Annotated in this window: 20 protein-coding genes; all 20 read left to right on the forward strand. The window is 31.7% G+C overall.

Going from position 1 to position 23255, the window contains the following annotated elements; genetic code table 11:
- Positions 1 to 2: 2 nt before the first annotated feature.
- The 20 genes from allE to EG57_RS0200510 all read left to right on the forward strand — a co-directional run bounded on the left by allE (position 3) and on the right by EG57_RS0200510 (position 23226).
- Positions 3 to 794 (forward strand): (S)-ureidoglycine aminohydrolase, encoded by a 792-nt coding sequence (gene allE, locus EG57_RS0200415; RefSeq protein ID WP_032075352.1) that lies wholly within the window; start codon positions 3 to 5, stop codon positions 792 to 794.
- Between the two features lie 212 nt (positions 795 to 1006).
- Positions 1007 to 2056, forward strand: a complete 1050-nt coding sequence (allD, locus tag EG57_RS0200420) for an ureidoglycolate dehydrogenase (RefSeq protein WP_032075353.1) — start codon at positions 1007 to 1009, stop codon at positions 2054 to 2056.
- 20 nt (positions 2057 to 2076) lie between these two features.
- Positions 2077 to 3849 carry an acyl-CoA synthetase FdrA gene (gene fdrA, locus EG57_RS26945; RefSeq protein ID WP_032075354.1) on the forward strand — a complete coding sequence of 591 codons (1773 nt, stop codon included), beginning with the start codon at positions 2077 to 2079 and terminating at the stop codon, positions 3847 to 3849.
- Position 3850: 1 nt separating this feature from the next.
- Positions 3851 to 5116, forward strand: coding sequence for a YlbE family protein (locus tag EG57_RS26950; RefSeq protein WP_032075355.1), 1266 nt, complete (start codon positions 3851 to 3853; stop codon positions 5114 to 5116).
- A gap of 45 nt (positions 5117 to 5161) precedes the next feature.
- Positions 5162 to 6010 (forward strand): oxamate carbamoyltransferase subunit AllH family protein, encoded by an 849-nt coding sequence (locus EG57_RS0200435; RefSeq protein WP_029162274.1) that lies wholly within the window; start codon positions 5162 to 5164, stop codon positions 6008 to 6010.
- 28 nt (positions 6011 to 6038) lie between these two features.
- Complete coding sequence (locus EG57_RS0200440; protein ID WP_032075356.1) at positions 6039 to 7307, forward strand: MFS transporter; 1269 nt, start codon at positions 6039 to 6041, stop codon at positions 7305 to 7307.
- Between the two features lie 268 nt (positions 7308 to 7575).
- The gene (gene arcC / locus EG57_RS0200445; protein ID WP_032075357.1) at positions 7576 to 8520 is read left to right on the forward strand and encodes a carbamate kinase; all 945 of its coding nucleotides are present in this window, start codon (positions 7576 to 7578) and stop codon (positions 8518 to 8520) included.
- Positions 8521 to 8577: 57 nt separating this feature from the next.
- Positions 8578 to 10596 carry a methyl-accepting chemotaxis protein gene (locus tag EG57_RS0200450; protein WP_032075358.1) on the forward strand — a complete coding sequence of 673 codons (2019 nt, stop codon included), beginning with the start codon at positions 8578 to 8580 and terminating at the stop codon, positions 10594 to 10596.
- Positions 10597 to 10690: 94 nt separating this feature from the next.
- Entirely contained in the window at positions 10691 to 11584 is an 894-nt protein-coding gene (locus tag EG57_RS0200455; protein WP_032075359.1) for a sulfide/dihydroorotate dehydrogenase-like FAD/NAD-binding protein, read from the forward strand.
- 42 nt (positions 11585 to 11626) lie between these two features.
- Positions 11627 to 13012, forward strand: coding sequence for an NADPH-dependent glutamate synthase (gene gltA, locus EG57_RS0200460; RefSeq protein ID WP_032075360.1), 1386 nt, complete (start codon positions 11627 to 11629; stop codon positions 13010 to 13012).
- A gap of 224 nt (positions 13013 to 13236) precedes the next feature.
- On the forward strand, positions 13237 to 13875 hold the full coding sequence (locus EG57_RS0200465; RefSeq protein ID WP_052037698.1) for a GntR family transcriptional regulator: 639 nt from the start codon (positions 13237 to 13239) through the stop codon (positions 13873 to 13875).
- Positions 13876 to 13892: 17 nt separating this feature from the next.
- Positions 13893 to 14774: a LysR family transcriptional regulator gene (locus tag EG57_RS0200470; protein ID WP_032075361.1), complete on the forward strand. Its 882-nt coding sequence runs from the start codon at positions 13893 to 13895 to the stop codon at positions 14772 to 14774.
- A gap of 165 nt (positions 14775 to 14939) precedes the next feature.
- Positions 14940 to 16289 carry an LVIVD repeat-containing protein gene (locus tag EG57_RS0200475; protein ID WP_032075362.1) on the forward strand — a complete coding sequence of 450 codons (1350 nt, stop codon included), beginning with the start codon at positions 14940 to 14942 and terminating at the stop codon, positions 16287 to 16289.
- 199 nt (positions 16290 to 16488) lie between these two features.
- Entirely contained in the window at positions 16489 to 17349 is an 861-nt protein-coding gene (locus EG57_RS0200480; RefSeq protein WP_032075363.1) for a hypothetical protein, read from the forward strand.
- Positions 17350 to 17520: 171 nt separating this feature from the next.
- Positions 17521 to 18456 carry an NAD(P)H-dependent oxidoreductase gene (locus tag EG57_RS0200485; protein ID WP_032075364.1) on the forward strand — a complete coding sequence of 312 codons (936 nt, stop codon included), beginning with the start codon at positions 17521 to 17523 and terminating at the stop codon, positions 18454 to 18456.
- A gap of 130 nt (positions 18457 to 18586) precedes the next feature.
- Entirely contained in the window at positions 18587 to 19090 is a 504-nt protein-coding gene (locus EG57_RS0200490; protein WP_032075365.1) for a DUF1097 domain-containing protein, read from the forward strand.
- Between the two features lie 87 nt (positions 19091 to 19177).
- On the forward strand, positions 19178 to 21046 hold the full coding sequence (locus EG57_RS0200495; protein WP_032075366.1) for a sigma 54-interacting transcriptional regulator: 1869 nt from the start codon (positions 19178 to 19180) through the stop codon (positions 21044 to 21046).
- Positions 21047 to 21261: 215 nt separating this feature from the next.
- Positions 21262 to 22167, forward strand: coding sequence for a bifunctional enoyl-CoA hydratase/phosphate acetyltransferase (locus EG57_RS0200500; RefSeq protein WP_032075367.1), 906 nt, complete (start codon positions 21262 to 21264; stop codon positions 22165 to 22167).
- A gap of 60 nt (positions 22168 to 22227) precedes the next feature.
- Complete coding sequence (locus EG57_RS0200505) at positions 22228 to 22920, forward strand: nucleotide-binding protein (RefSeq protein WP_032075368.1); 693 nt, start codon at positions 22228 to 22230, stop codon at positions 22918 to 22920.
- A 102-nt stretch (positions 22921 to 23022) separates the two neighbouring features.
- Positions 23023 to 23226, forward strand: a complete 204-nt coding sequence (locus EG57_RS0200510) for a 4Fe-4S binding protein (RefSeq protein WP_007061348.1) — start codon at positions 23023 to 23025, stop codon at positions 23224 to 23226.
- Positions 23227 to 23255 lie beyond the last annotated feature (29 nt).

Here is a 23255-nt window from a genome sequence, read left to right on the forward strand (position 1 = left end):
TTATGAGTTATTTAAATCAAGTTACAGGATATAGAAAGGATATTTTAACAAACAGATCTGTTGTAAAACATGGCAACTTTGCTTTGATTGAACCAGATGGCATTGTAAAAAATGTGATTCCTGGATTTGAAAATTGTGAGTTAACCATCTTAGCATCTCCAAAATTAGGAGCTTCTTTTGTAGATTACTTGCTTACTATTAATGAAGGTGGACGTAATCATTTAGGCTTCGGTGAAGATGGCGTAGAAACTTTTCTTTATGTATTTGAAGGTGATTTAAAAGTATGGAATGGAGAAAAAGAACAAGAGATAACAGATGGAGGCTACATTTTCTGTCCAGAAAACGAAAAATTATATTTTGAAAATAACGGAGATAGAAAAGTAAAAGCTTTCTTATATAAAAGATGCTATGACCGTATAGAAGGTTTTGAGTCACATACTGTAATTGGCAACATCAATGATGTTGAATGGGTACACTATGAAGGAATGGATGATGTATTAGTAAAAGATTTTCTACCTTCTGCTACAGATATTGGATTTGATATGAATTTCCATATACTTTCCTTTAAACCAGGTGCTTGCCATGGTTACATAGAAACTCATGTACAGGAACATGGAGCATATATCTATTCAGGAGAAGGTATGTACAATTTGGATAATGAATGGATTCCTGTAAAAAAAGGAGATTACCTATTTATGGGGGCATATAGCTTACAAGCAGCTTATGGAATTGGCAGAAATGATGAATTTGCTTACATTTATTCTAAAGATTGTAATAGAGATGCAAAACTTTAATATTCATATTTAAGTAATCAAAATGTTTGTTTTATGCAATATCAAGTAATATTAACAATTGTATTGTCTAATATGTACTTGATATTGCTAAGATGTTGACTACATATCTATTTAAATAATTTATAAACTTGTTAAAAATTTAAATTGGCTAAGGTACAGGTTTTAGTGAATTTAATTATAATATAAATCAAATTTTATTGGAGGAAGCATAAATGAAACTAGAAAGAGCAAAATTAAAGCAATTGATGAAGGATAAATTAAATAAAGCTGGACTTACTGATTCCCATGCAGAGATTATATCTGAGATTTTAACATGGTCTGATGAAAGAGGTTATCACTCACATGGAGCGGTTAGAGTAGAATACTATGCAGAAAGAATTGCTAAGGGTGGTATTACTACAAATCCAGAGTTTAAATTTGAGAAAACTGGACCTGCTAGTGGAGTATTTTATGGAGATAATGGCTGCGGATATGTAGCAGCAAAATTATCTATGGAAGAAGCTATTAAAATGGCAAAAGAAACAGGAATTGCAGTGGTAGGAGTAAGAAACATATCACACAGTGGAAGTATAGGATATTATGCAGAAATGGCAGCAAAAGAAGATTTAGTTGCAATTACTCTATGTCAGTCAGATCCTATGGTAGTACCATATGGAGGATCAGAATCTTATTATGGAACAAATCCAATTGCTTTTGGAGTTCCTACAGCAGATGAAAGAAAAGTAATATTTGATATGGCTACAACAGTTCAGGCTTGGGGTAAAATTTTAGATGCACGTTCTAAAAATAAGTCAATTCCAGATACATGGGCAGTAGACGAAGAAGGAGATCCTACTACTGATCCAAGAAACGTAGCTAATTTACTTCCGATTGCAGGAGCAAAAGGATATGGACTTATGATGATGGTTGACGTGTTATCTGGAATAATGTTAGGCGTTCCATTTGGAAAACATGTAAGTTCTATGTATGCAGATCTTTCTAAGGGAAGAGATTTAGGACAGCTTCATATTGTAATTGATCCAAGTAGATTTACAGATATTGAAAGCTTTAAAAAGAATATGTCCGCTTCATTAGATGAACTATCAGAAATGAAACCATCTAAAGGCAATGATAAGGTATATTACCCAGGAGAAAGAGCATTGCTTAGAAAAGCAAAATATGACAACGGTGGAGTTGAAATTGTAGATGAAATCTATAATTACTTAATCAGTGAGGATATTCACTTTAACCGTTATGATCATAAAAATAAATTTGCTGAATAAAAATGGAAGGCGGTAAATTCATGTTAAGAACAATTATAAAAAAGGGAAGCTATCACGATTCTGTTATACTTATGCTATTGACAAATAAAATAAGCACAATGGATGGTGTTGATAAAGTTTCTATCATGATGGCAACTCCTGCAAATAAAGATATATTTAAAGAAGGTGGAATGGCTACACCTGAATTAATGGAAGCAAGTGCTAATGATATGGCAATTGTTTTAGAAACAAAGGAAGATGTTATAGATGCTGTGCTAAAAGAAACAGAGGAATTCTTTAAAAATCAATCATCAAAATCTAATAAAAAATCAAAATCAGAATCTGTGGATTCATGGGATAAAGCATTGGACAAGCTTCAGGATGCCAACCTTGCAGTTATATCAATTCCTGGAATTTATGCAGCTTTGGAAGCTGATAGAGCATTAGATGAGAATTTAAATGTGTTTATGTTTAGTGACAATGTTACATTGGAAGATGAAAAAAAATTAAAGGAAAAGGCTCATAAAAAAGGGTTATTAGTTATGGGACCTGATTGTGGAACAGGAATTATCAAAGGAATACCAGTAGCATTTACAAATCACGTTACGCCTGGAAAAATAGGAATAGTAGGAGCTTCAGGAACAGGAATACAGGAATTAACAACTATTATTGACCGTTTAGGAGAAGGAGTAACAAATGCAATTGGAACAGGAGGAAGAGATTTATCCGAACACATAGGAGCAATTACTATGATGGACTCCATTAATGCAATGGAAGAGGATAAGGATACAGACGTAGTAATAGTAATATCAAAACCACCAGCAGAAAAAGTTCGCAACAATGTTATGAAACGTTTGAGAAATTTTAAAAAGCCTGTAGTAACACTATTTTTAGGCGAAAAACCAGAATTTCATGAAGAAAGCTTTTATCATGCATATACACTTGATGAAGCAGCAAGAATTGCAGTAAATCTATTGAGAAAAGAAAATATACAAGGAAATAAATGCAGCATAAATGTGGATAAAAGCTTTTCAGCTAAAGAAAACAAAACAATTAAGGGGTACTATTCAGGAGGAACATTGGCAGCAGAGGCGGCAATGATGATTAGGGATACATTAGATTTGTCTGTATCTTTAGGAAAACAAGAGGGTTATATGTTAAATTCATCAGGTCATATTGTAATTGACCTTGGAGATGATGTATATACACAAGGTAAACCACATCCAATGATTGATCCTACTAAGAGAGTAGAATGTATGAGAGAGGCAGCTAAAGATGCAACTACCGGAGTTATACTGTTTGACATTGTGTTAGGATATGGTTCCCATGAAGATATGGCAGGAGCTTTACTTCCAGCTATTAAAGAATTACAGGATAATGCAAAAAAAGAAAATAGAGATTTATATTTTGTAACAACTATCTGTGGAACAAGACAAGACTATCAAAATTATGATAAGCAGAAGAAGAAAATGGAAGATGCAGGAGTTATTGTTTGTGAAAGTAATAAGTATGCGGTAGAAGTAGCAGTTACATTAACTGGATACAAATTCAATGAAATTACAAAGAAAATTATGCCTAAGAAAACTAATGCAGATAACACACAATATAGCGTATCAGAGCCTGTACGCAGATTGCTTCAAGAAAAGCCAAAGGTTATTAATGTTGGATTAGAAAGCTTTTCTAATGTGTTAAAAGAATTTTCTTGTGAAGTGGTTCAATATAATTGGGCGCCACCAGCAGGAGGAGATATGCAGATGATTAAAGCATTACGTTATTTGAGAAATTATAAATTTTCAGGGATTGGAGATAATTAAAATGATTTATAAAACAATAGATGCTGCCAATCAGGCAGTTATTCGTAAAATAGTAGCTGCATCTCCCGTTCTTTTAGATGTGGTGCAAGCAAAAACAGTGATTCAAGAATTAAATGGGGCAAAAGTTCTGTTACATGCAGGTCCACCTATAAAGTGGGAAAACATGCCAGATCCTATGCAGGGTTCATGTATAGGAGCAGTACTTTTTGAAGAATGGGCAGATACGGAAGAGAAAGCAAGAGAACTTTTAAGCTCAGGAGAAGTTAGATTTATTCCATGCCATAATGTACAGGCGGTTGGACCAATGGGTGGAATTACTTCTGCTAATATGCCAGTATTTGTTGTAGAAAATACAACAGATGAAAATAGAGCATATTGTACTTTAAATGAGGGAATTGGTAAGGTTTTAAGATTTGGAGCTTATTCTGAAGAAGTAGTTGTAAGACTTAGATGGATAAGAGATGTGTTAGGTCCTACTTTAGGAAAGGCTCTTAGAACTTTTGAAAGCGGTTTAGCAGTTAATCCTATGATTGCAAAAGCTATTGCCATGGGAGACGAATTCCATCAAAGAAATATTGCTGCTTCTTTAGCATTCTTAAGAGAAATAAGTCCTGTTATAGTTAAACTTGATATGAATGCAGATGATAAAAGTCAAGTTATTAAATTCCTTGCAGATACGGATCAATTTTTCCTTAATATCATGATGGCTTCAGCTAAAGCAGTTATGGATGCAGCGAGAACAATTCAAGTAGGAACTATTGTTACAGCTATGTGCAGAAATGGAGAAAATTTTGGTATCAGAATTTCAGGAATGGGAGATGAATGGTTTACAGCTCCTGTAAATACTCCACAAGGTTTATACTTTGCAGGCTATGATGGAGATATGGCAAGTCCTGATATGGGAGATAGTGCTATTACAGAAACCTTTGGAGTTGGAGGAATGGCAATGATTGCTGCACCTGCAGTTACCAGATTTGTAGGAACTGGAGGCTTTGAAGATGCACTTGAAATCAGCAATCAAATGAGAGAGATTGTTATTGATGAAAATCCTAATTTCATTATTCCAACATGGAACTTCAAAGGAATTTGTCTTGGAATAGATGCTAGAAAAGTTGTTGAAAAGAGAATTACTCCAGTTATTAATACTGGAATTGCTCATAAAAAAGCAGGATTAGGACAAATTGGAGCTGGAACAGTACATCCACCTATTGAATGTTTTGAAAAAGCAGTTTTAGCATATGCGAAAAAACTAGGATATACAGAATAATTATATTTGCTTAAAGCTTCAATGTGTATCACGAGGTGATTATCGATGAAAATACAAATCGAAAGTGTCTCTATTGAACTTATGAAGCTATTGAGAGAGAATGAGGAATATGCTGTTCACAGTTGCTTTGAAAGTGGCTTTAATATAAAAGTAAATGAATTTTTATGTTTTATTGGAAATAGGCAAAATACTAAATTACCATATGGTATTTTGCTTAAGGAACAGTATATTCCATCATTATTAGAATTGATAGATGGCAGAAAGATAAGCTTTGTTTGGAATAAAGAAAAGGGACAGTTGGAAACAAAAGGAATTGAAATACAGCTTAGAGAAGGAAAAGGTTTCAGCAATTTTCTGAAGCAGAGACCTCACAGCATGTCAAAATCATATTTTGATTTGTTAAAAAATAATATTGATTTAAATTTGAAAACAGGCTTGGGATTCTCATTATCTCAATTAGTGAGAAAGGATGATACAAGAATAGATAGATTATGTTCCAGTTTTCAAAGTAAAGAAAAAGATTTTATAAGGTCAGCTCTATTGAAATGGATAGGATATGGATTGGGATTAACTCCATCAGGAGATGATTTTTTAGTTGGAATTTTGTTTGTTAATAGAATATATCCTATGTTAGGACAGGAATTTTTAAAAGAATTAAAGGAACTTATTAAGGAAAGAAAATATACAACAGATATTAGTATACATTATTATATGAGTGCTTTCCAGAATTGTTATAATGATGCTTTGCTTGATATGTATCAGGCTTTGATTGAAATTGATGAAAAATCATTAAAAAAAAGTATAGAAAAAGTGCTTCAATTTGGACATACTTCAGGCTCTGATATGATAGCAGGAATTTTTCTGGGACTGCATACACTAGAAAGTTGCAAATAGAATTAAATGATTGTTAGGAGATGAGCCTATGAAAAAAGAAAAGGTTGTCATAAATTCTCAATCAAGTCATAAATGGAGAGTAAGGTATTCGGTTTTACTTGTATTATGGTTAGGATGGTTGTTCTCTTTCATAGATAGAATGGTTATTACTTTATCATTACCTTTTATAGGTAAAGAGTTTAATATTAATTCTATTGAACAGGGAGCTATAGTAAGTGCATTTTTCGTGGGATATGCTATGTTTCAAATTCCAGGGGGAGTACTTGCAGATAAATTTGGGTTTAGAAAGCTTTTATCAATAGGTATAGTATGGTGGTCTATATTTACAACTATTACAGGTACAGTTTTATTTTATCCATTATTATTGATAGTACGTTTCCTTTTTGGAATTGGAGAAGGTTGTTTCCCGGGAGCTTCCTATAAAACGATTACTACATATTTTCCACGTAAACAAAGGGGAACTGCTACCAGTATTCAATCAACTGTTAATACTTTAGGACCTGCTGTAGCATCAATTATTGGAGCTGCTATTATATCTATTTATGGCTGGAGAAAAATTTTTTTAGTACTTGGCATACCAGGAGTAATTTTAGGTATTTATATTTGGTTTAAGTTTAAGGATAACCCAGCTGATCATCCTAAAATTACAGACGAGGAACTTTCAGAAATTTCACAAGATGAAGTTAAAAATGATACTGGTTCAAAAATACCATTTAAAGAATATTTGACAAGGCCGATTTTATGGCAATTGAGTATTATTTGGTTTCTATTTGATATTACTTTCTGGGGGTTTGTAAGTTGGCTTCCTAGTTACTTAATGGTAGAAAGAGGATTTTCATTAATTAAAACAGGAATATTTGGTGCACTTCCATATTTAGTAGGTACAATAGGCATTTTAATAGGAGGGTACTTATCAGATCATACTCAAGGTCATAGAAAATGGTTCTTTGCTTCAAATGCACTGTTTGCAGGCATGTTTTTATATCTAACGTTTAGTGCATCATCTGCTAATATGTGTATTTTCTATCAAGTCGTTGCAGCATTCTTCATGTTCTGTGCACAAGGTATTTTCTGGGGATTAGTTGTAGATAGCATGGATTCAAAAATAGCAGGAACTGGTACTAGTATTGTTAACTTTGGTGGTCAAATTGCCGGATTTATATCTCCTTTTACTATGGGATATTTAATTCATATATCTGGAGGGTCATATAATACAGCATTTACTTTTATAGCGGTTGCTATTGTTCTAGCTGCTATAGTTGCTACAACAGTAAAGCAAAATGTAAGCAAAATATAATAGTATATTAATTTTCTGAATTTTTACATAAACAAAAAACTTAAGTAATTTAAATGTTATAGTTTCAAAAAAATAAATTATGGATAACACCAAAACTTGGAAGATAATTCTCTCTCCACAGAAAAATTAAAACAAGAAGGTATTATCCTAAAAACAATTTTACATTTACTAAAGATAATTGTAAAGGAAAAACACTTTAATTAAATATATATATAGTAAAATTTTCGAATGTAGTTATAAAATATATTAAATTTTTTGGAGGAATATTATGAGAAAAATTGTTATAGCATTAGGTGGAAACGCACTTCAATCGGAAGATTCAATACCAACAGCAGAGGCACAATTAGAAATTGTAAAACAAACAGTTGTGCATCTTGCTGAATTAATAGAAGAAGGACATAAAGTAGTAATTGCTCATGGTAATGGGCCACAGGTAGGTAGAATTGCAATACAAAATGAACATGCAAGTGAAATAACTCCTGCCATGCCTTTTGATATTTGTGGTGCAATGAGTCAAGGGATGATTGGATACAATATTCAACAGGCATTAAGAGATGAACTTGTAAAAAGAGGAATCAATAAACCAGTAATAAGTGTTATAACTCAAGTTGTTGTTGATAAAGATGATTCTGGATTCAAAAATCCAACAAAGCCTATTGGTGCATTTTATAAAAAATGTGAGGCAGAAGCTCTTGAAAAAGAAAAAAGTTATGTAATGATAGAAGATTCAGGACGTGGATATAGAAGAGTAGTTGCATCACCTAAACCTAAAAAAATAGTAGAATTAGAATCTATAAAAACACTGATAGATAATGATAATGTAGTTATTTCAACAGGAGGCGGTGGAATTCCTGTAATTGAGCTAGAAGATAAAACTCTCCAAGGTGTAGCTGCAGTAATAGATAAGGATTTTGCTTCAGAAAGATTAGCTGAGGATATTGATGCAGATGAACTTGTTATATTAACAGGAGTAGATAGGGTTGCAATAAATTTTGGTAAACCAAATCAAATAGATTTAGATAAATTAACAGCAGAAGAGGCTAGAAAATATATTGAAGAAGGTTATTTTGCTAAAGGAAGTATGCTTCCTAAAGTTGAAGCGGCTTTAAAATTTGCTGAATCTAAAAAAGGTAGAAAGGCAATTATTGCTTCACTAGAGAAGGCAAAATTAGCTTTAAGAGGTGAAAGTGGAACTACTATAAGCTTGAATTAATATTATTTGGCTTGTGATTAAGCAAAATGAAGATATGATGAAAAAGGTGGTTCACCTATGGAAAAGAATACAAGAATATTAAAAATTAAAAGTTTTAGAACAAAACTGATAATATTTGCAGTAGTAACTTCTTTGTTAAACATATGTGTCCTAGGCAGCGTTATGTCTACTCAAGTATATAGTGAAATGAAGTCCAATCAAAATAGTAATGTTGATAATATATTGAGTAGGTATACAACCTATTTAGATCAGTTCTTTGGTGATAATGAAGCTTCTTTAAACCAATTTGCTGAAAACTATTATCTAAAGAATATTTTAGCAGATCCACAGAATAATTCGGCTAAGATGATTAGTTTATTTAAAGATTTTCAAAATTCTCATCCTCTTGTACAACTTATTTCCTATGGAACAGAAATGGGTCAATACTATTTTGACCCTTCTAGGAATTCAGTGCCTACAGGATATGATCCAAGAAAAAGGCCCTGGTATATACAAGCTAAGGCAACAGATAATATTGCATATACAGCAGTTTATGCTGATGCTAACACTGGTAAAAACATATTGACCATTGTTAAAAAAATAAAAAATGATAATAATGAAATGGTTGGTGTACTTGGAATTGTTATACGATTAGATACACTAAATAAAATAAATAGTGGCTACAAGATAGGGCAAAAAGGTTACACATTCATAACTCAAGGAGAAAATTATCTTGTGCATAATAACAAGGATTTAATTAATAAAAAAATTACAGAGCAGAAGATACATGATATTTCTGTTGGAAAGACAAGTTCCACATTTAATGATACAAGTGTTGAAAAGGGAAAAAATGAAAAAAGGCACATAAAAGGTACCTATTATCCGAGAACAGGTTGGACTATCTGGAGTGTTGGATATAATTCTGATCTTTTAGCGCCTGTATATAAAATACTTTACAAGATATTGTTTTTATCCCTATTTTTATTATTACTTACAATAGTATTATCTATAGTGGTAAGTAAAATAATGATGAATAATATTAACAAAATACTAGAAGCTACAAATATCATGAGTGAGGGAAATATGACTCATGAATTAGTTTTAAAATCTGGAGATGAGTTTCAATTGCTTGCGCAAGGTGTTGAAGCGGCAAGGAAAGGAACTAAGAGTTTAATAGAAAATGTGAATGAAATTACTGATAAAGTACTTAACACGTCATCATCATTAGTATTAACAGCAAAACAAACTGCTGTAGCTGCTGAAGAAGTTTCAGGTGCAATAGCAAGTATAGCTATAAGTTCTACAGATCAAGTTCAAGAAACAGAAAATATTTCAGTATCAATTAAAAATTTTTCCGAAAAACTAGATATTATGACAGCAGATTTTTCTTTTGTGAATGAATCTGTTAACAAGATTAAGAGGCAAGTAACTACTGGTGTGGATAATATGTCTGTTCTTAACACCAAAGCTAAAGAAAATATTCAGTTAACTTGTAAAATAGAAAATATGGTAAACCATTTAGCTAGTGATATTAAGAATATAGATAAAATTTTGACAGCAATAAAAATTATTTCAGAACAGACTAATCTATTGGCATTAAATGCTTCAATTGAGGCAGCAAGAGCAGGAGAAGCGGGTAGAGGCTTTAGTGTAGTAGCTGATGAAATAAGAAAACTAGCTGAAAGTTCTGCAGAGTTTACACAAAAGATTAAAGAAATTACTGATATGATTCAACAAGATTCTATTCATACAGTTGATTATATGAGGAATTTAAAGCAAAGTGCAGAAGAACAAACTGGAGCAGTAGAAAATGCCAATAACACCTTTAATTTCATTAATGATTCTATAAAGGGAATAGGAAAAAGTGTAAACTTAACATTTAAGAATGTGAAAATAATTGATGATAATAAAAATAAAATATTAGAAGCTGTTAATACTATTACAGCAAATTCAGAAGAAAATGCAGCATCTATAGAACAAGTAAGTGCTTCGTCAGAAGAACAAACTGCTAGTGCAAGTGTAGTAACCTCTAATGCTGTTGATTTAGAAAATTATATAAATGATTTAAGAAAATCCCTTGATAATTTTAAAATATAAAAAATTTTCTAATGAATGAAGATAAGAATTTATACTTTTTTCAACATAGAGGAGAAGTATTTTAATTAGAAGTAGAGAAAGTTGAGGAATAGAAATGTATAAGATAGTAGAGAAAAAATTATTGGCAGAAAACATTTATCTAATGGATATAGAAGCTCCAAGAGTTGCTAAGTCTTGTTATCCAGGACAATTTGTTATAGTTAAGATGGACGAAAGAGGGGAGCGAATACCTCTTACAATTTGTGATTACAATGCCGAGAAAGGAACTGTAACTATAGTATTTCAAACTCTTGGTGAATCAACTAAAAAAATGGCTCAATATGAAAAAGGACAAGCTTTTGAAGATTTTGTTGGTCCACTAGGTCAACCTTCAGATCTCGTTCATGAAGATATAGAGGAACTAAAGAAAAAGAATATAATATTTATAGCTGGAGGAGTAGGTACAGCACCAGTATATCCACAAGTTAAATGGTTGCATGAAAATGGAGTTAATGTAGATGTTATAGTTGGAGCAAAATCAAAGGATTGTATAATACTTGAAGATGAAATGAAAGTTGTGTGTAAAAACTTATATATTGCTACTGATGATGGAAGTTACGGATATAAAGGCCTTGTTACAAACTTATTAAAAGAGCTTATAGATAATGAAGGGAAAAAATATGATCATGTGGTGGCTATAGGTCCAATGATCATGATGAAATTTGTAGCTAAGCTTACAGAGGAGTATGAAATTAAAACTATAGTAAGTTTGAATCCTATAATGGTAGATGGTACAGGAATGTGCGGTGCTTGCAGAGTAACTGTAGGAGGAGAAGTGAAATTTGCTTGTGTTGATGGTCCGGAATTTGATGGACATCTTGTAAATTTTGATGAGGCTATGAGAAGACAAAAAATGTATAAAACTGAAGAAGGAAGAAAAGCCTTAAAGGAAATAGAAGGAGATACTCATCATAGAAAAGGATGTGGCTGTGGTAGGCACAATGATTAATAATTGCTATGTGCTTATGAGAGATGCAAGGAGGAAGAAGTAATGGATAGAATGAAAAGAACACCAGTAAAAGAACAAAATCCGGAGATAAGAGCCAAAAACTTTCAGGAAGTTTGCCTAGGATATAGTAAAGATGAAGCCGTATTAGAAGCATCTAGATGTTTAGAATGCAAGAAACCTATGTGTGTTTCTGAATGTCCTGTATCAATAAATATACCAGCATTTATATCAAAAGTAAAAGAAGAAAATTTTAAAGAAGCTGCTAAAATAATAGCAGAATCTAGTGCACTTCCAGCAGTTTGTGGAAGAGTATGTCCACAAGAAAGTCAATGTGAAGGAAAATGTATTCTTGGAATAAAAGGAGAAGCAGTAGCTATAGGTAAGCTTGAGAGATTTGTAGCAGACTGGTCAAGAGAAAATAATATAGATTTGTCAGATAAAAAAACTAGCAATGGAAAAAAAGTAGCTATTATCGGAAGCGGCCCAGCAGGACTTACATGTGCTGGAGATTTAGCAAAACTCGGCTATGACGTGACAATATTTGAAGCTTTACACGAAGCTGGTGGCGTTTTGGTATATGGAATTCCAGAATTCAGACTTCCAAAGGATACTGTTGTTAAACACGAAGTGGAAAATGTTAAAAAGCTAGGTGTTAAAATAGAAACCAATGTTATAGTTGGAAGAACTGTTAGAATAGATCAACTATTAGAAGAAGAAGGCTTTGATGCAATATTCATTGGTTCAGGAGCGGGACTCCCTAAATTCATGGGAATACCAGGAGAAAACCTAAATGGAGTATTTTCAGCAAATGAATTCTTAACAAGAAATAACCTAATGAAAGCTTTTAAGGAAGAGTTTGATACTCCAATAAAAGTAGGTAAAAAAGTAGCTGTAGTTGGTGGTGGAAATGTTGCAATGGATGCTGCTAGAACAGCATTAAGACTTGGAGCAGAAGTTCATATTGTATACAGAAGATCAGAATCAGAACTTCCAGCAAGAGTTGAAGAAGTACACCATGCAAAAGAAGAAGGTGTAATACTTGATATACTTACAAACCCTACAGAAATTTTAGGAAATGAAAATGGCTGGGTTACAGGTATAAAATGTGTAAGAATGGAATTAGGAGAACCAGATGCGTCAGGTAGAAGAAGACCTGTTGCTGTTGAAGGATCAGAGTTCATAATGGATGTAGATACAGTAATAATGTCCCTTGGAACTTCACCAAATCCATTAATTTCTTCAACAACTAAGGGGTTAGAGATAAATAAATATAAATGTATAGTAGCTGAAGAAGAAACAGGACTTACTTCAAGGCAATCAGTGTATGCTGGAGGTGATGCTGTAACAGGTGCTGCTACAGTTATTCTTGCCATGGGAGCAGGTAAAAAAGCTGCTAAAGCTATTGATGAATTTTTAAATAAATATTAATGCTAATTATAAAAAAAGCTTGGTAACAATCATACAAATATGCCCTTTAATCTTATATTTTAATAGAGCTGGAGATGAGGTAAATCCTTTCTCCAGCTTAAATTAGTTATGGAAGCATTTTGAAAATTTTCATTCCAATCTTCTATTCAACATTGAATATCGCATATATTATATCTTATATGATATAATATACAAGATATCTTAAGAAAAAGGTGGAGAATAAAATGAGAACTTTAGTAAAACAGTCTCTTGTAGATCAAATATATATTCAAATTAGAGATGACATTATTGAACAGGTGATTCCTTGGGGAAAGAGATTAAATGTTAATGAACTTCAAGATAAATTTGGAATAAGCAGTACACCAATAAGAGAAGCTTTAAATAGATTACAAAAAGAAGGCCTAATTGAATATAAAAATAATATAGGGGCTAATGTAATTAGTATTGAAGAGAAGGATATTATTGAAATTCAAGAAGTTGCTTTAACACTAGATTGTGCTGCTATAAGGTATTCTATGGAAAATGGTAAAATTGATGAGATAGCAGGAGAATTATTATATAATATTAAATACTTTCAAGAATCTGACAACGAAATAAAACGTGCAGAAAGTATAGAACAATTTTCAAGAGTTTTTTATAAATATGCAGAAAACTCTAGACTTATTGATATGTCAAAATTAATAAAGGGACAGCAAAGCATGCTTAGAAGTGCATACCGTAAAGAAAAAGAAGGTTCTACTAGTATTGAAAATCACATTAAAATATATAATTCTGTACTTAAAAAAGATGTTGATAGTGCTATAGCATTTATGGAGCAAGAATATAAAGAAGCTACAGGAATTTTACTGAATTATCTTAAGTGATTTTACGAGGTGATATAGTGAATGATACTCAAATTAAATGTTTTTTAGAAATTGCCTATGAAAAAAGTTTTACAAAGGCAGCTAATAATTTATACATAACACAACCTGCTATAAGTCGGTATATGGCAGCTTTTGAAAAAGAGCTTGGAATATCTTTGTTTGATAGGACAAATAAGCATATTAAATTAACTGAAGCAGGAGAAATATACTACGATTTTTTTCGTAGATTTCAGTTAGAATTTGAAAATACAATGGAAAAAGTTCATTCTCTAAATTGTAAAAAGCAAGGTATTATAAGGTTAGGTTATATTGTAGGATGGAGTATTTCATCATTTTTACCTAGTGTTTTGGAAAAATTCTCAAAGGAGTTTCCTGATATTTCAGTTTCAGTAGAATGTTTGGAAATAAATGAACTTACAAAAGCATTAACTACTAATAATTTAGATGTGATATTAACCTTAGATAACTCTTTGGACGGTATAAAGGATATTAATAAACAAAAAGTAACTGAAATCCAAAAGCTGATTTTGTATTCTAAATTTCAAAAGTTGCCTAAAAAACAAAATCTAACACCATATGATTTTAAAGATGAAATTTTTTATGTTATAGCTAATGAAGAGGCACATAATGCAGAATTAGAAATTCGGAATTATTGTAAGTCCTATGGATTTGTACCACATTTAAAGTTGTCACCAAATATGGAATCTATATTTGCATCTGTAGAAAATGGATTGGGTGTAACATTTTTTGATACATGGGGAAAAAATATAATAAATACACCATCCTTTAAATATGTTTTATTAGATTCTAATCATGAGGTGAGCATGGCATGGAATAAAAATAATAAAAGTGAAATTGTACATGTGTTAGTTAATGAATTTATACGTCATCTAAAATAATTGATAGCTAAATAAGAAGAATAATCCATATCAATTTTGATATGGATTATTTTATATTTTAGGCATTGTACTTATGGTTTTATATTTGATATTATTTTAATAAAGATATATGTTATAAGATATATCTTATAATATTTGCAAAATTTATAAAATTGGAGGCATTTTATGAGTACAAGAACTGAAATGTTATGTAAAAACATTGAATTTATAGGTTATGAAGATATGAATGGAAAACCAGGATTTCAAATGGCTATGCAAAAATCTGGAGATAAATATTATATCTATACAGCTTCATTTAGACACAATGGATGGAATATAATTGATGTTACTGATCCAGCACATCCAAGAAATGTTAAGTGGTTGGAAGGTCCATGGCTATCTGAAGATTTACATGATGGACAAGGTACACCAAAGATTCAAATTGCTGATGGAATTATGGTTACAGCACATGGTGGAACAATGAAAGAATTACATGGTACAGAAATTGGTTTACCATTCTGGGGAGGAATAATGATCTGGGATGTAAAAACAGATCCGGAAAACCCAATTTTATTATCCAAGTTTGAATGTAAAGGTGGAGCTGGAGTACATAGGTTCTTCTACAATGGAGGAAGATATGTATACGTAACCGGAAATGCAGAAGGATTCAATGGATTTATCTTAAGGATAGTAGATATTGAAGATCCTAGAAATCCTGTGGAAGTTGGAAGATGGTGGGCTGACGAACAGTTTATGAATAATAAAGTATCATCAGGCAGTGCACGTTATGGATCAGCAGAAGCATTATCTGCACCATTCCTTCATGCATGTGTTGTTAAAGATGATATTGTTTATATGGCATATGCAAATAAGGGATTTATTATGTTAGATGTAAAGGATAAAACAAATCCTAAAATGTTAAATTGTCTTCCTCTTAATCCACCATTTGGAGGAGGATCAGCAGGAGCACCAATTCATTCTGTTTTACCATTAGGGGACAGACCTTATGTAATGGTTACAACAGAAGGAGAAAGATCAAGATATTTCAGTAATGAAACAAAAGAAGGAATATTTAAGAAAATTGTAACTCAGCCTATGAATATGCTTGGTATAGTAGAAGTTACAGATGTAAGTAATCCAAGTCTTATTTCAATATTCCCATATCCTGAGGTGCCTGAAGGATACACTCATGGTACAAACTTTAATGTTGTTGATGGTGTACGCGTTCCGTTCGGACCTCACAATATTTTTGATGCATTTGGTCAAGATGTTTATGAAAAACGTGATGACAGAGTTTATTGTTGTCATTTTAATGCTGGACTTCGTATTTACGATGTAAGCGATCCTTATGTACCAAAAGAAATAGCATATTTCCTTCCACCAGATCCAAAGAAGGATTTATTCAATAATGTAGAAGGTAACTTAGTACCTGGAGCAAGAGTTGCAATAACAGAAGATGTTTTAGTTGATGATCGTGGTTATATTTATATAGACACATATATGGATGGATTATATATATTACGTTGTACTGTTTAGTTTGTTATTTTGTATAATGGTGATTTTTCATAATAATAAGCTGATATTCTAGTATTTATAGTGATGGGATTAGATGTTTCTATATCCTATTGCTATAAAGATAAAATGTTAATTGTTTAATATTTTTATAAAGTAAACGTTTTATAACTATTAGGTAAATGATTAAAAATAAATAATAAATTGAAAGAAGGAATTACAGATGTCAATTCAATTTCAGCCCATGAGAAGCCTTATTTATGTAGATGTTGTAAAAGAGGATTACAGACACATGTTAAAGCATTGGCTTTACTATCATCATGTACCAGAAAGTATGGCACAGTTTGGCCCATATGTAAGTAAATATGCGTTTTATCCTGCATTACCAACACCACCAGATGGAGAAAGATTTGGAACTCACAGAATGCAGTTAACAGAACATTACTGGCTAGTTAATCCACTAACACTTGAATTTAAAAATAAAGCTATGACTGAATATTTTCCAATTGACGTATTAAAATGGCAAGGTAGTGTTCCAGACGATAATGAAGTAGCAATTCTTGAAGGTAAAGAAACAGAAAAAATGAAATCAGGAGATGCTGCAAGATCAACAGGTGGTGATAATGGTATGCCTCCATTCATATGGGCTTTTGTACCTATTTCTTGGGAAGAAGATTTAAAAGGTGAAGGAAGAACTATGGAAGATGGACCTAACTATCGTTGGCAGTTTGTAATGAAATATCCAGATGGTGTATCTATGGAAGAAGGGGACAAGTGGTTTTATGAAGAAGTTATACCAAAGTTTCAAGAGTCTCCAGATGTAACAAGAATGCTAACAAGCAAGATTCTTCAAAGCATTAATAACTGTCCATATCAAAAAGTGGTTGAAATATGGTTTAATTGCCCTTCAGGTTGGCATAGAACTGCAGTGGAAAAGGCAAAAGAGATTAAAAAGCCATCTTGGGCTAAGTATGATGAATTTCCTTATTTGAAACCTAAATTTGAAATTTCAAGTTTATTTTTAACAGATATTGCTGAAAGTGATAACTATACACAGTATCGTGGATTTATTCCTATGCGTTAAATTAGCAAATACATTTATTGGTAAAAAGTCCACTAAATACGTATTTGTGGGACAAGAGGAAAAACAACAAACTGTATAATTTAAAATTTGTAAAATAATTATACAGATTAAAATAGAGTAAAAGAATTTGTAAAAATCTTTATACTAACTAATTATATTTGGAGGTTAAAAATGAAAATTTTAGGTATTTCAGGTGGAACAAAGAATGGTCATAATGATGCTATGTGCAAAGAAGCTCTTATGGGTGCAAAAGAGGCAGGCGCAGAAGTTGAATTTATCCGTCTCATGGACTTAGATATAAAACATTGTACTGGATGTACGGCTTGTGTTCAAACACTTATGTCAGGAAAAGGAAATATGTGCGTTTTAAAAGATGACTTTGATTGGCTGCTTGACAAAATGTTAGATGCAGATGGAATAGTTGTGGCACTTCCAATCTTTGAAAAAGGTGTGCCTGGAATTTTTCAGACAATCACAGATCGTTTTGGACCAAGAATGGATAGAGGAAATAATGTAATAGCAGCTAAAATTGCTGAAGAAAAAGGTGGAAAAGCTCCAGATCCAAGAATATTAAAGGATAAGGTTATTTCCTACATGGGAATTGGTGGTTCTGATTGGACTACAAAGTTCCAATGTACCGCAGCAATGCAGGCTTTAACTCCTATGTGGAAGGTTATTAATAATGAAACATTCCCATGGTCTTCTGGTATTATCATAGAAGATGAAAGGGTTGCAAGAGTTCATGAAATAGGAGTTAATATTGCAAATGCAGCAAAGGATATTTCAAATGCTTCATATAAAGGAGAAGAGGGCGTTTGTCCACATTGTCATTCTAGAAACTTCTTCTTAGATAGAGAATCTACACATGCTATTTGCGAATTATGTGGTATTGAAGGTGACATTAAAATTGTAGATGGTAAAGTAAAATTTGAATTCCCAAAAGAACAATTAGAACATGCACATGATACTTTATCTGGAAAATTTAAGCATGGTGATGATATTGGAAAGACTATATCTACAATTGCTGATATGAAAAAAACTGATAAGTATAAACAACGTTTAGAAAGTTATAAGAACTTTATTACAGCAGCAATGCCAGAAAGGTAAAAACTGAATACTGAAAAGTACTATGGATTCACATAAAAAATTTAGTTTTATTAAAAAATTTTAGTCTAAAAGAAGGCTGTTACAATAATTAGTGTAACAGCCTATTAAATTTTAGGAAGAGGTATATTATATGAATGAAAGAAAATTAAATGTTTTAACATTAGCTTTAGGAATAGCACTGCTGCCTCCAATATGGGCAGTGATAAGTCCTTATTTGGGTGTTACTACAGGTGCCGTAGCATTGATTTGTGCTGGAATCTTTGTTGCAAATGGAAATAAAGTAGAAGATGGGGCTAAAATATCTATAGGTTTCTTACTAGGAGATTTATGGGGATGCATAGCACTGGAAGCAATGGATATGGTAAAATTAAATCAAAATATAGAACTTTTTTGCGCTTTATTTATTTTAGGAGGTTTAGCAGTAATTATTTCAAGCACTAAACTAGAGAAAATAATATTTTTGCCAGCATGGTTAGCTGGATGGGCAATAACCTTATTGATTATGGCACCATTAAATATGAATTGGGGTACTTTACCTATACAAATAGGGGTATCAATGCTAATGGGTGTATGGTATGTAGGCGTAGGAGTATTAAAGTTTCAGAATTTACTAATTACAATTATAAAAAAATAATTCAATAAGATGAGAAGTTTAAATGAATTTGCAGCTTTAATTTTAAATGTTTTGTCTTGTATTTAGTAATTTTTAAGGAGAATGTTTATGATAAAAAAAATAGGATTTATTGCTTCGGATGAAAAATTAAAGGATATTGTTGTACATTTATTTAGAAAAGAAGTTGAACAAGGCGAAATAATTATAGATATATTAGATCCTGACAATATGAAAGCACAAGGAAAGATGCTGGAGAATAGGGGAGCAAGTGCTATTATAGCAAGAAGTGGAGGATATCGTCATACTGTAGGTACAGTAAATGTTCCAGTTATAAATTTAAAAATAAGTACGTTGGATATTTTGTATGCAATAAAGAAGGCTAGTAAATATAAGAAAGATATAGTTATTGTCATATCAGATTTAGAGTACTTTAGTTATGATGATTGGAAGGATATTATTCATGAGAAGGTTATAATTGAAAAATTTGAAGATAAGGATAATATAGAGTGCATAATTAATAAATATAAGGAAACAAGAGATAAGGTTGTAGTAGTAGGTGGTGGTATTCCTTGCATGTACGCTGAAAATTTAGGAATAGATAATGTTTCTATAGGTGCGAGCAATGAATCTATCTGTGATATATTTGAACATGCAAAACAGTTAGTAGATAGTTTGTATGAACAAAATTACAGAAATGAAGTATTAAATATGATTTTAGACGGTGTACATGATGCAGTTATTGCTATTGATAGGAATGGAAAAATTATATTATACAATGAAAGAGCACAGGAATTATTAAAAAAGTCTAGTACCAATGTCATGGATAAAAATATTGAAGAAGTTTGTCCTGAACTTACTTTTATGATGGATGTTTTAAAAAGTGGAGTTAATCAATATAATGAAATAAAAAATTTGCCTGAAATAGTGATCACAGCTAATACATCTGTGTTGAATATAGATGGGCAAACTCATGGCGTTCTTTGCTCTTTTCAAGATATTACTAAGCTTCAAAATTTAGAAAAAAAGATAAGATATGAATTAAATAAAAAAGGTCTTGTTGCTAAGTATACATTTGAAAATATCATTGCCAATGATCCAATAATGAAAAATACAGTATCAAAAGCTATTAAAATAGGATTAGATGATAGTACTGTTATGATTTATGGTGAAAGTGGTACAGGTAAGGAAATGTTTGCTCAGAGTATTCATAACATAAGTAGCAGAAAAAAAGAACCTTTTGTAGCTATTAACTGTGCAGCAATTTCTGAAAGTCTTTTGGAAAGTGAGTTATTTGGATATGAAGAAGGAGCATTTACAGGTGCAAGAAAGGGTGGAAAACCAGGTCTATTTGAGCTTGCTCATGGAGGAACTATATTTTTAGATGAAATAAATAGTATGTCTTTGAATCTTCAAGCAAAGCTTTTGCGTGTCTTAGAAGAAAAAGAAGTAATGAGAATTGGATCAGATTATGTTATTCCTTTGGATGTAAGAATTATTGCAGCTGCCAATGAAAATTTAAAAGGAAAAATTAAAAATGGTACCTTTAGAAGTGATTTGTTTTATAGATTGAGTATTTTGGAACTGCATATACCACCTCTTAGAGAAAGAAAAGAAGATATAATTCCATTATTTATGCATTATATAACAACATTGTCAAAAAAAGTATGTGAGTTTAAGCTTGAAAGTAAAATTGAAAAAAAGATAATGAATTATTCATGGCCAGGGAATGTTAGGGAATTAAGGAATGTTGTTCAAAGATATTTGATTTTTCAAGAAGTAGATTTAGATGAAAATGAAATGCTGGAAGATAACAATGAGTTAGATAACGATGAGAATTTATTAGATTTAAAGCAAATTAATAAGTATGTAGAAGAGAAGGTAATACAAATGTTGGAGAGCAGTGGAATGTCAAAAAACGAAATTGCAAAAAAACTAGGTATAAGTAGAACAGCATTATGGAGAAAAGGTAAATGTTAACATAGCCAATGTAAATAAAATGAAACATGATGTTAATTTACTGGAACAATAAAATAAAAACATTTACATAAAAACAGGCTTTAGGTCTGTTTTTTGTTTTGGCATGAAAGTTGCTCATATAATAAGTATAATGAGAAGCAAAGCTTCACAAGTTAAGAACTAATGGATAAGAGTTAGTAGTGAAGGATGATTTTTGGCTATATAGGAGGAGTAAAATGGTATTTAAAAATTTTGAAGAATTAATTAAAAAAGTTCAAAATTCAGGATCAAAGAAAATAGCAGCAGTAGTAGTAGCTCAAGATGAACACACTTTACAAGCTGTATTTAAAGCTAGAAAAGATAATATAGCAGAGCCTGTATTGATAGGAAATAAATCAAAAATAAAAGAAATATTAAGTAACTTAAAAGAAGATTTAGATGATAGTTCTATTATTGATGTAGAAGATGATGCTTCAGCAGCAGCAAAGGCAGTAGAACTTGTTAATAGCAATAAAGCAGACTTTATAATGAAGGGTAAAATTCAAACTGCTGACCTTTTAAAAGCAGTGGTAAATAAGGAACATGGACTTAGAACAGGAAAGGTTATGTCTCATTTTGTTATTAATGAAATACCTAATTATCACAAGTTAATAGTAACTACAGATGGTGGAATGATGATGTATCCAAATGTAGATGAGAAAAAGCAAATCATTGAAAATGCTGTTAATACACTTATAGATATGGGATATGAAAAACCAAAAGTTGCGGTTTTAGCAGCTGTTGAAAAGGTTAATCCTAAAATGCCTGAATCTGTTGATGCAGGTTTATTAAAGGAAATGAATCAAAAAGGAGAAATAAAAAACTGTATTGTTGAAGGTCCTATATCCTATGATTTAACTATGAGTAAGGAATCAGCAGAAATAAAAGGATACAGCAGTCCTGTAGTGGGAGACGCAGATGTTTTAATTGTTCCAAACATTACTGCAGGAAATATACTTGGAAAAGCTTTAGTTTTCTCTGCAGGTGGTAAGATGGCAGGTTTTATAGTTGGAGCTAAGGTTCCTATTGTTTTAACTTCAAGAGGATCTTCAGCTGAAGAAAAATATCTATCATTAGTATTATCTGCATCAGCAGTTAAGTGATAAATTTAGAATAATTACTTACAAAAAGAAATAAGGAAAAATGATTAAGGGAGGCCGCTTATGAATATTGATTGCAAAAAGTTTACAATGAATAAATCGAATTTTATTTTTGTTGGTGAAGCCGGAAGCGGTAAAAGTGAGATTGCAATAAATTTCGCAAAATACCTTGTTGATCTCAATGAGAAACCAGTACATTTTTTTGATATGGATATGACAAAACCAATGTTTAGGTCCAGAGATGTGAAGGCAGAGATTGAAGAAATGGGTATTATATTTCATCATGAAGAACAGTTCTTTGATGCACCAACAGTTGTAGGCGGCGTTAATCTTTTGCTCAAGGATGAAAATTGTTATGTAGTTATGGATGTTGGCGGAAATGATATAGGTGCACGTGCCATAGGGGGATTTGCTCCTAAAGTAAATCAAGATAGTACGGTTGTGTATTATGTTTTGAATGCATATAGACCATGGTCTGGTAATTTGAATCATATAGATGGAACACTTTCATCCATATTGAAAATGTCTCATATTAAATTAGATAAAGTACATATGATAAGTAATCCGAATAATGGGGTTTCCACAACAGTTGAAGAAGTATTAGAAGGAAACTTAAAAATGCTTGAAATGATTGGAGCTTTAATTAATATAGATTTTACCTGTGTCAATGAGACTTTATATGAGGAAGTAAAATCTAGGACAGACATTCCTTTGATGCCTATTCATTTATATTTAACATATCCTTGGAACCAATAATTCTTGGTAAACCTTTGATTACAAAGGGATTAATTAACTATGAACATTAAATAGAAATGTTTAAATAAATCATGTTTATTTTGAAAGGAGAATTTGATTAAAATGGCAAAAGTAGAGATTAGATCAGAAAGCTGTAAGAGCTGTCAATATTGTATTAAGTTTTGCCCTAAAGGTGTACTTGCTGTAGGACATGAAGTTAATTCAAAAGGCTATGAATATGTAGTACCAGTTAATATGGATGCTTGTATAGGATGCTGCATGTGTGCAAGAATGTGTCCTGATGCTGCTATTGAAGTATATAAATAAAGGAGGTTAAAGTCCTAAATGGACTTTAA

It is taken from the genome of Clostridium drakei, assembly GCF_000633595.2.
Taxonomy (GTDB): domain Bacteria; phylum Bacillota; class Clostridia; order Clostridiales; family Clostridiaceae; genus Clostridium_AM; species Clostridium_AM drakei.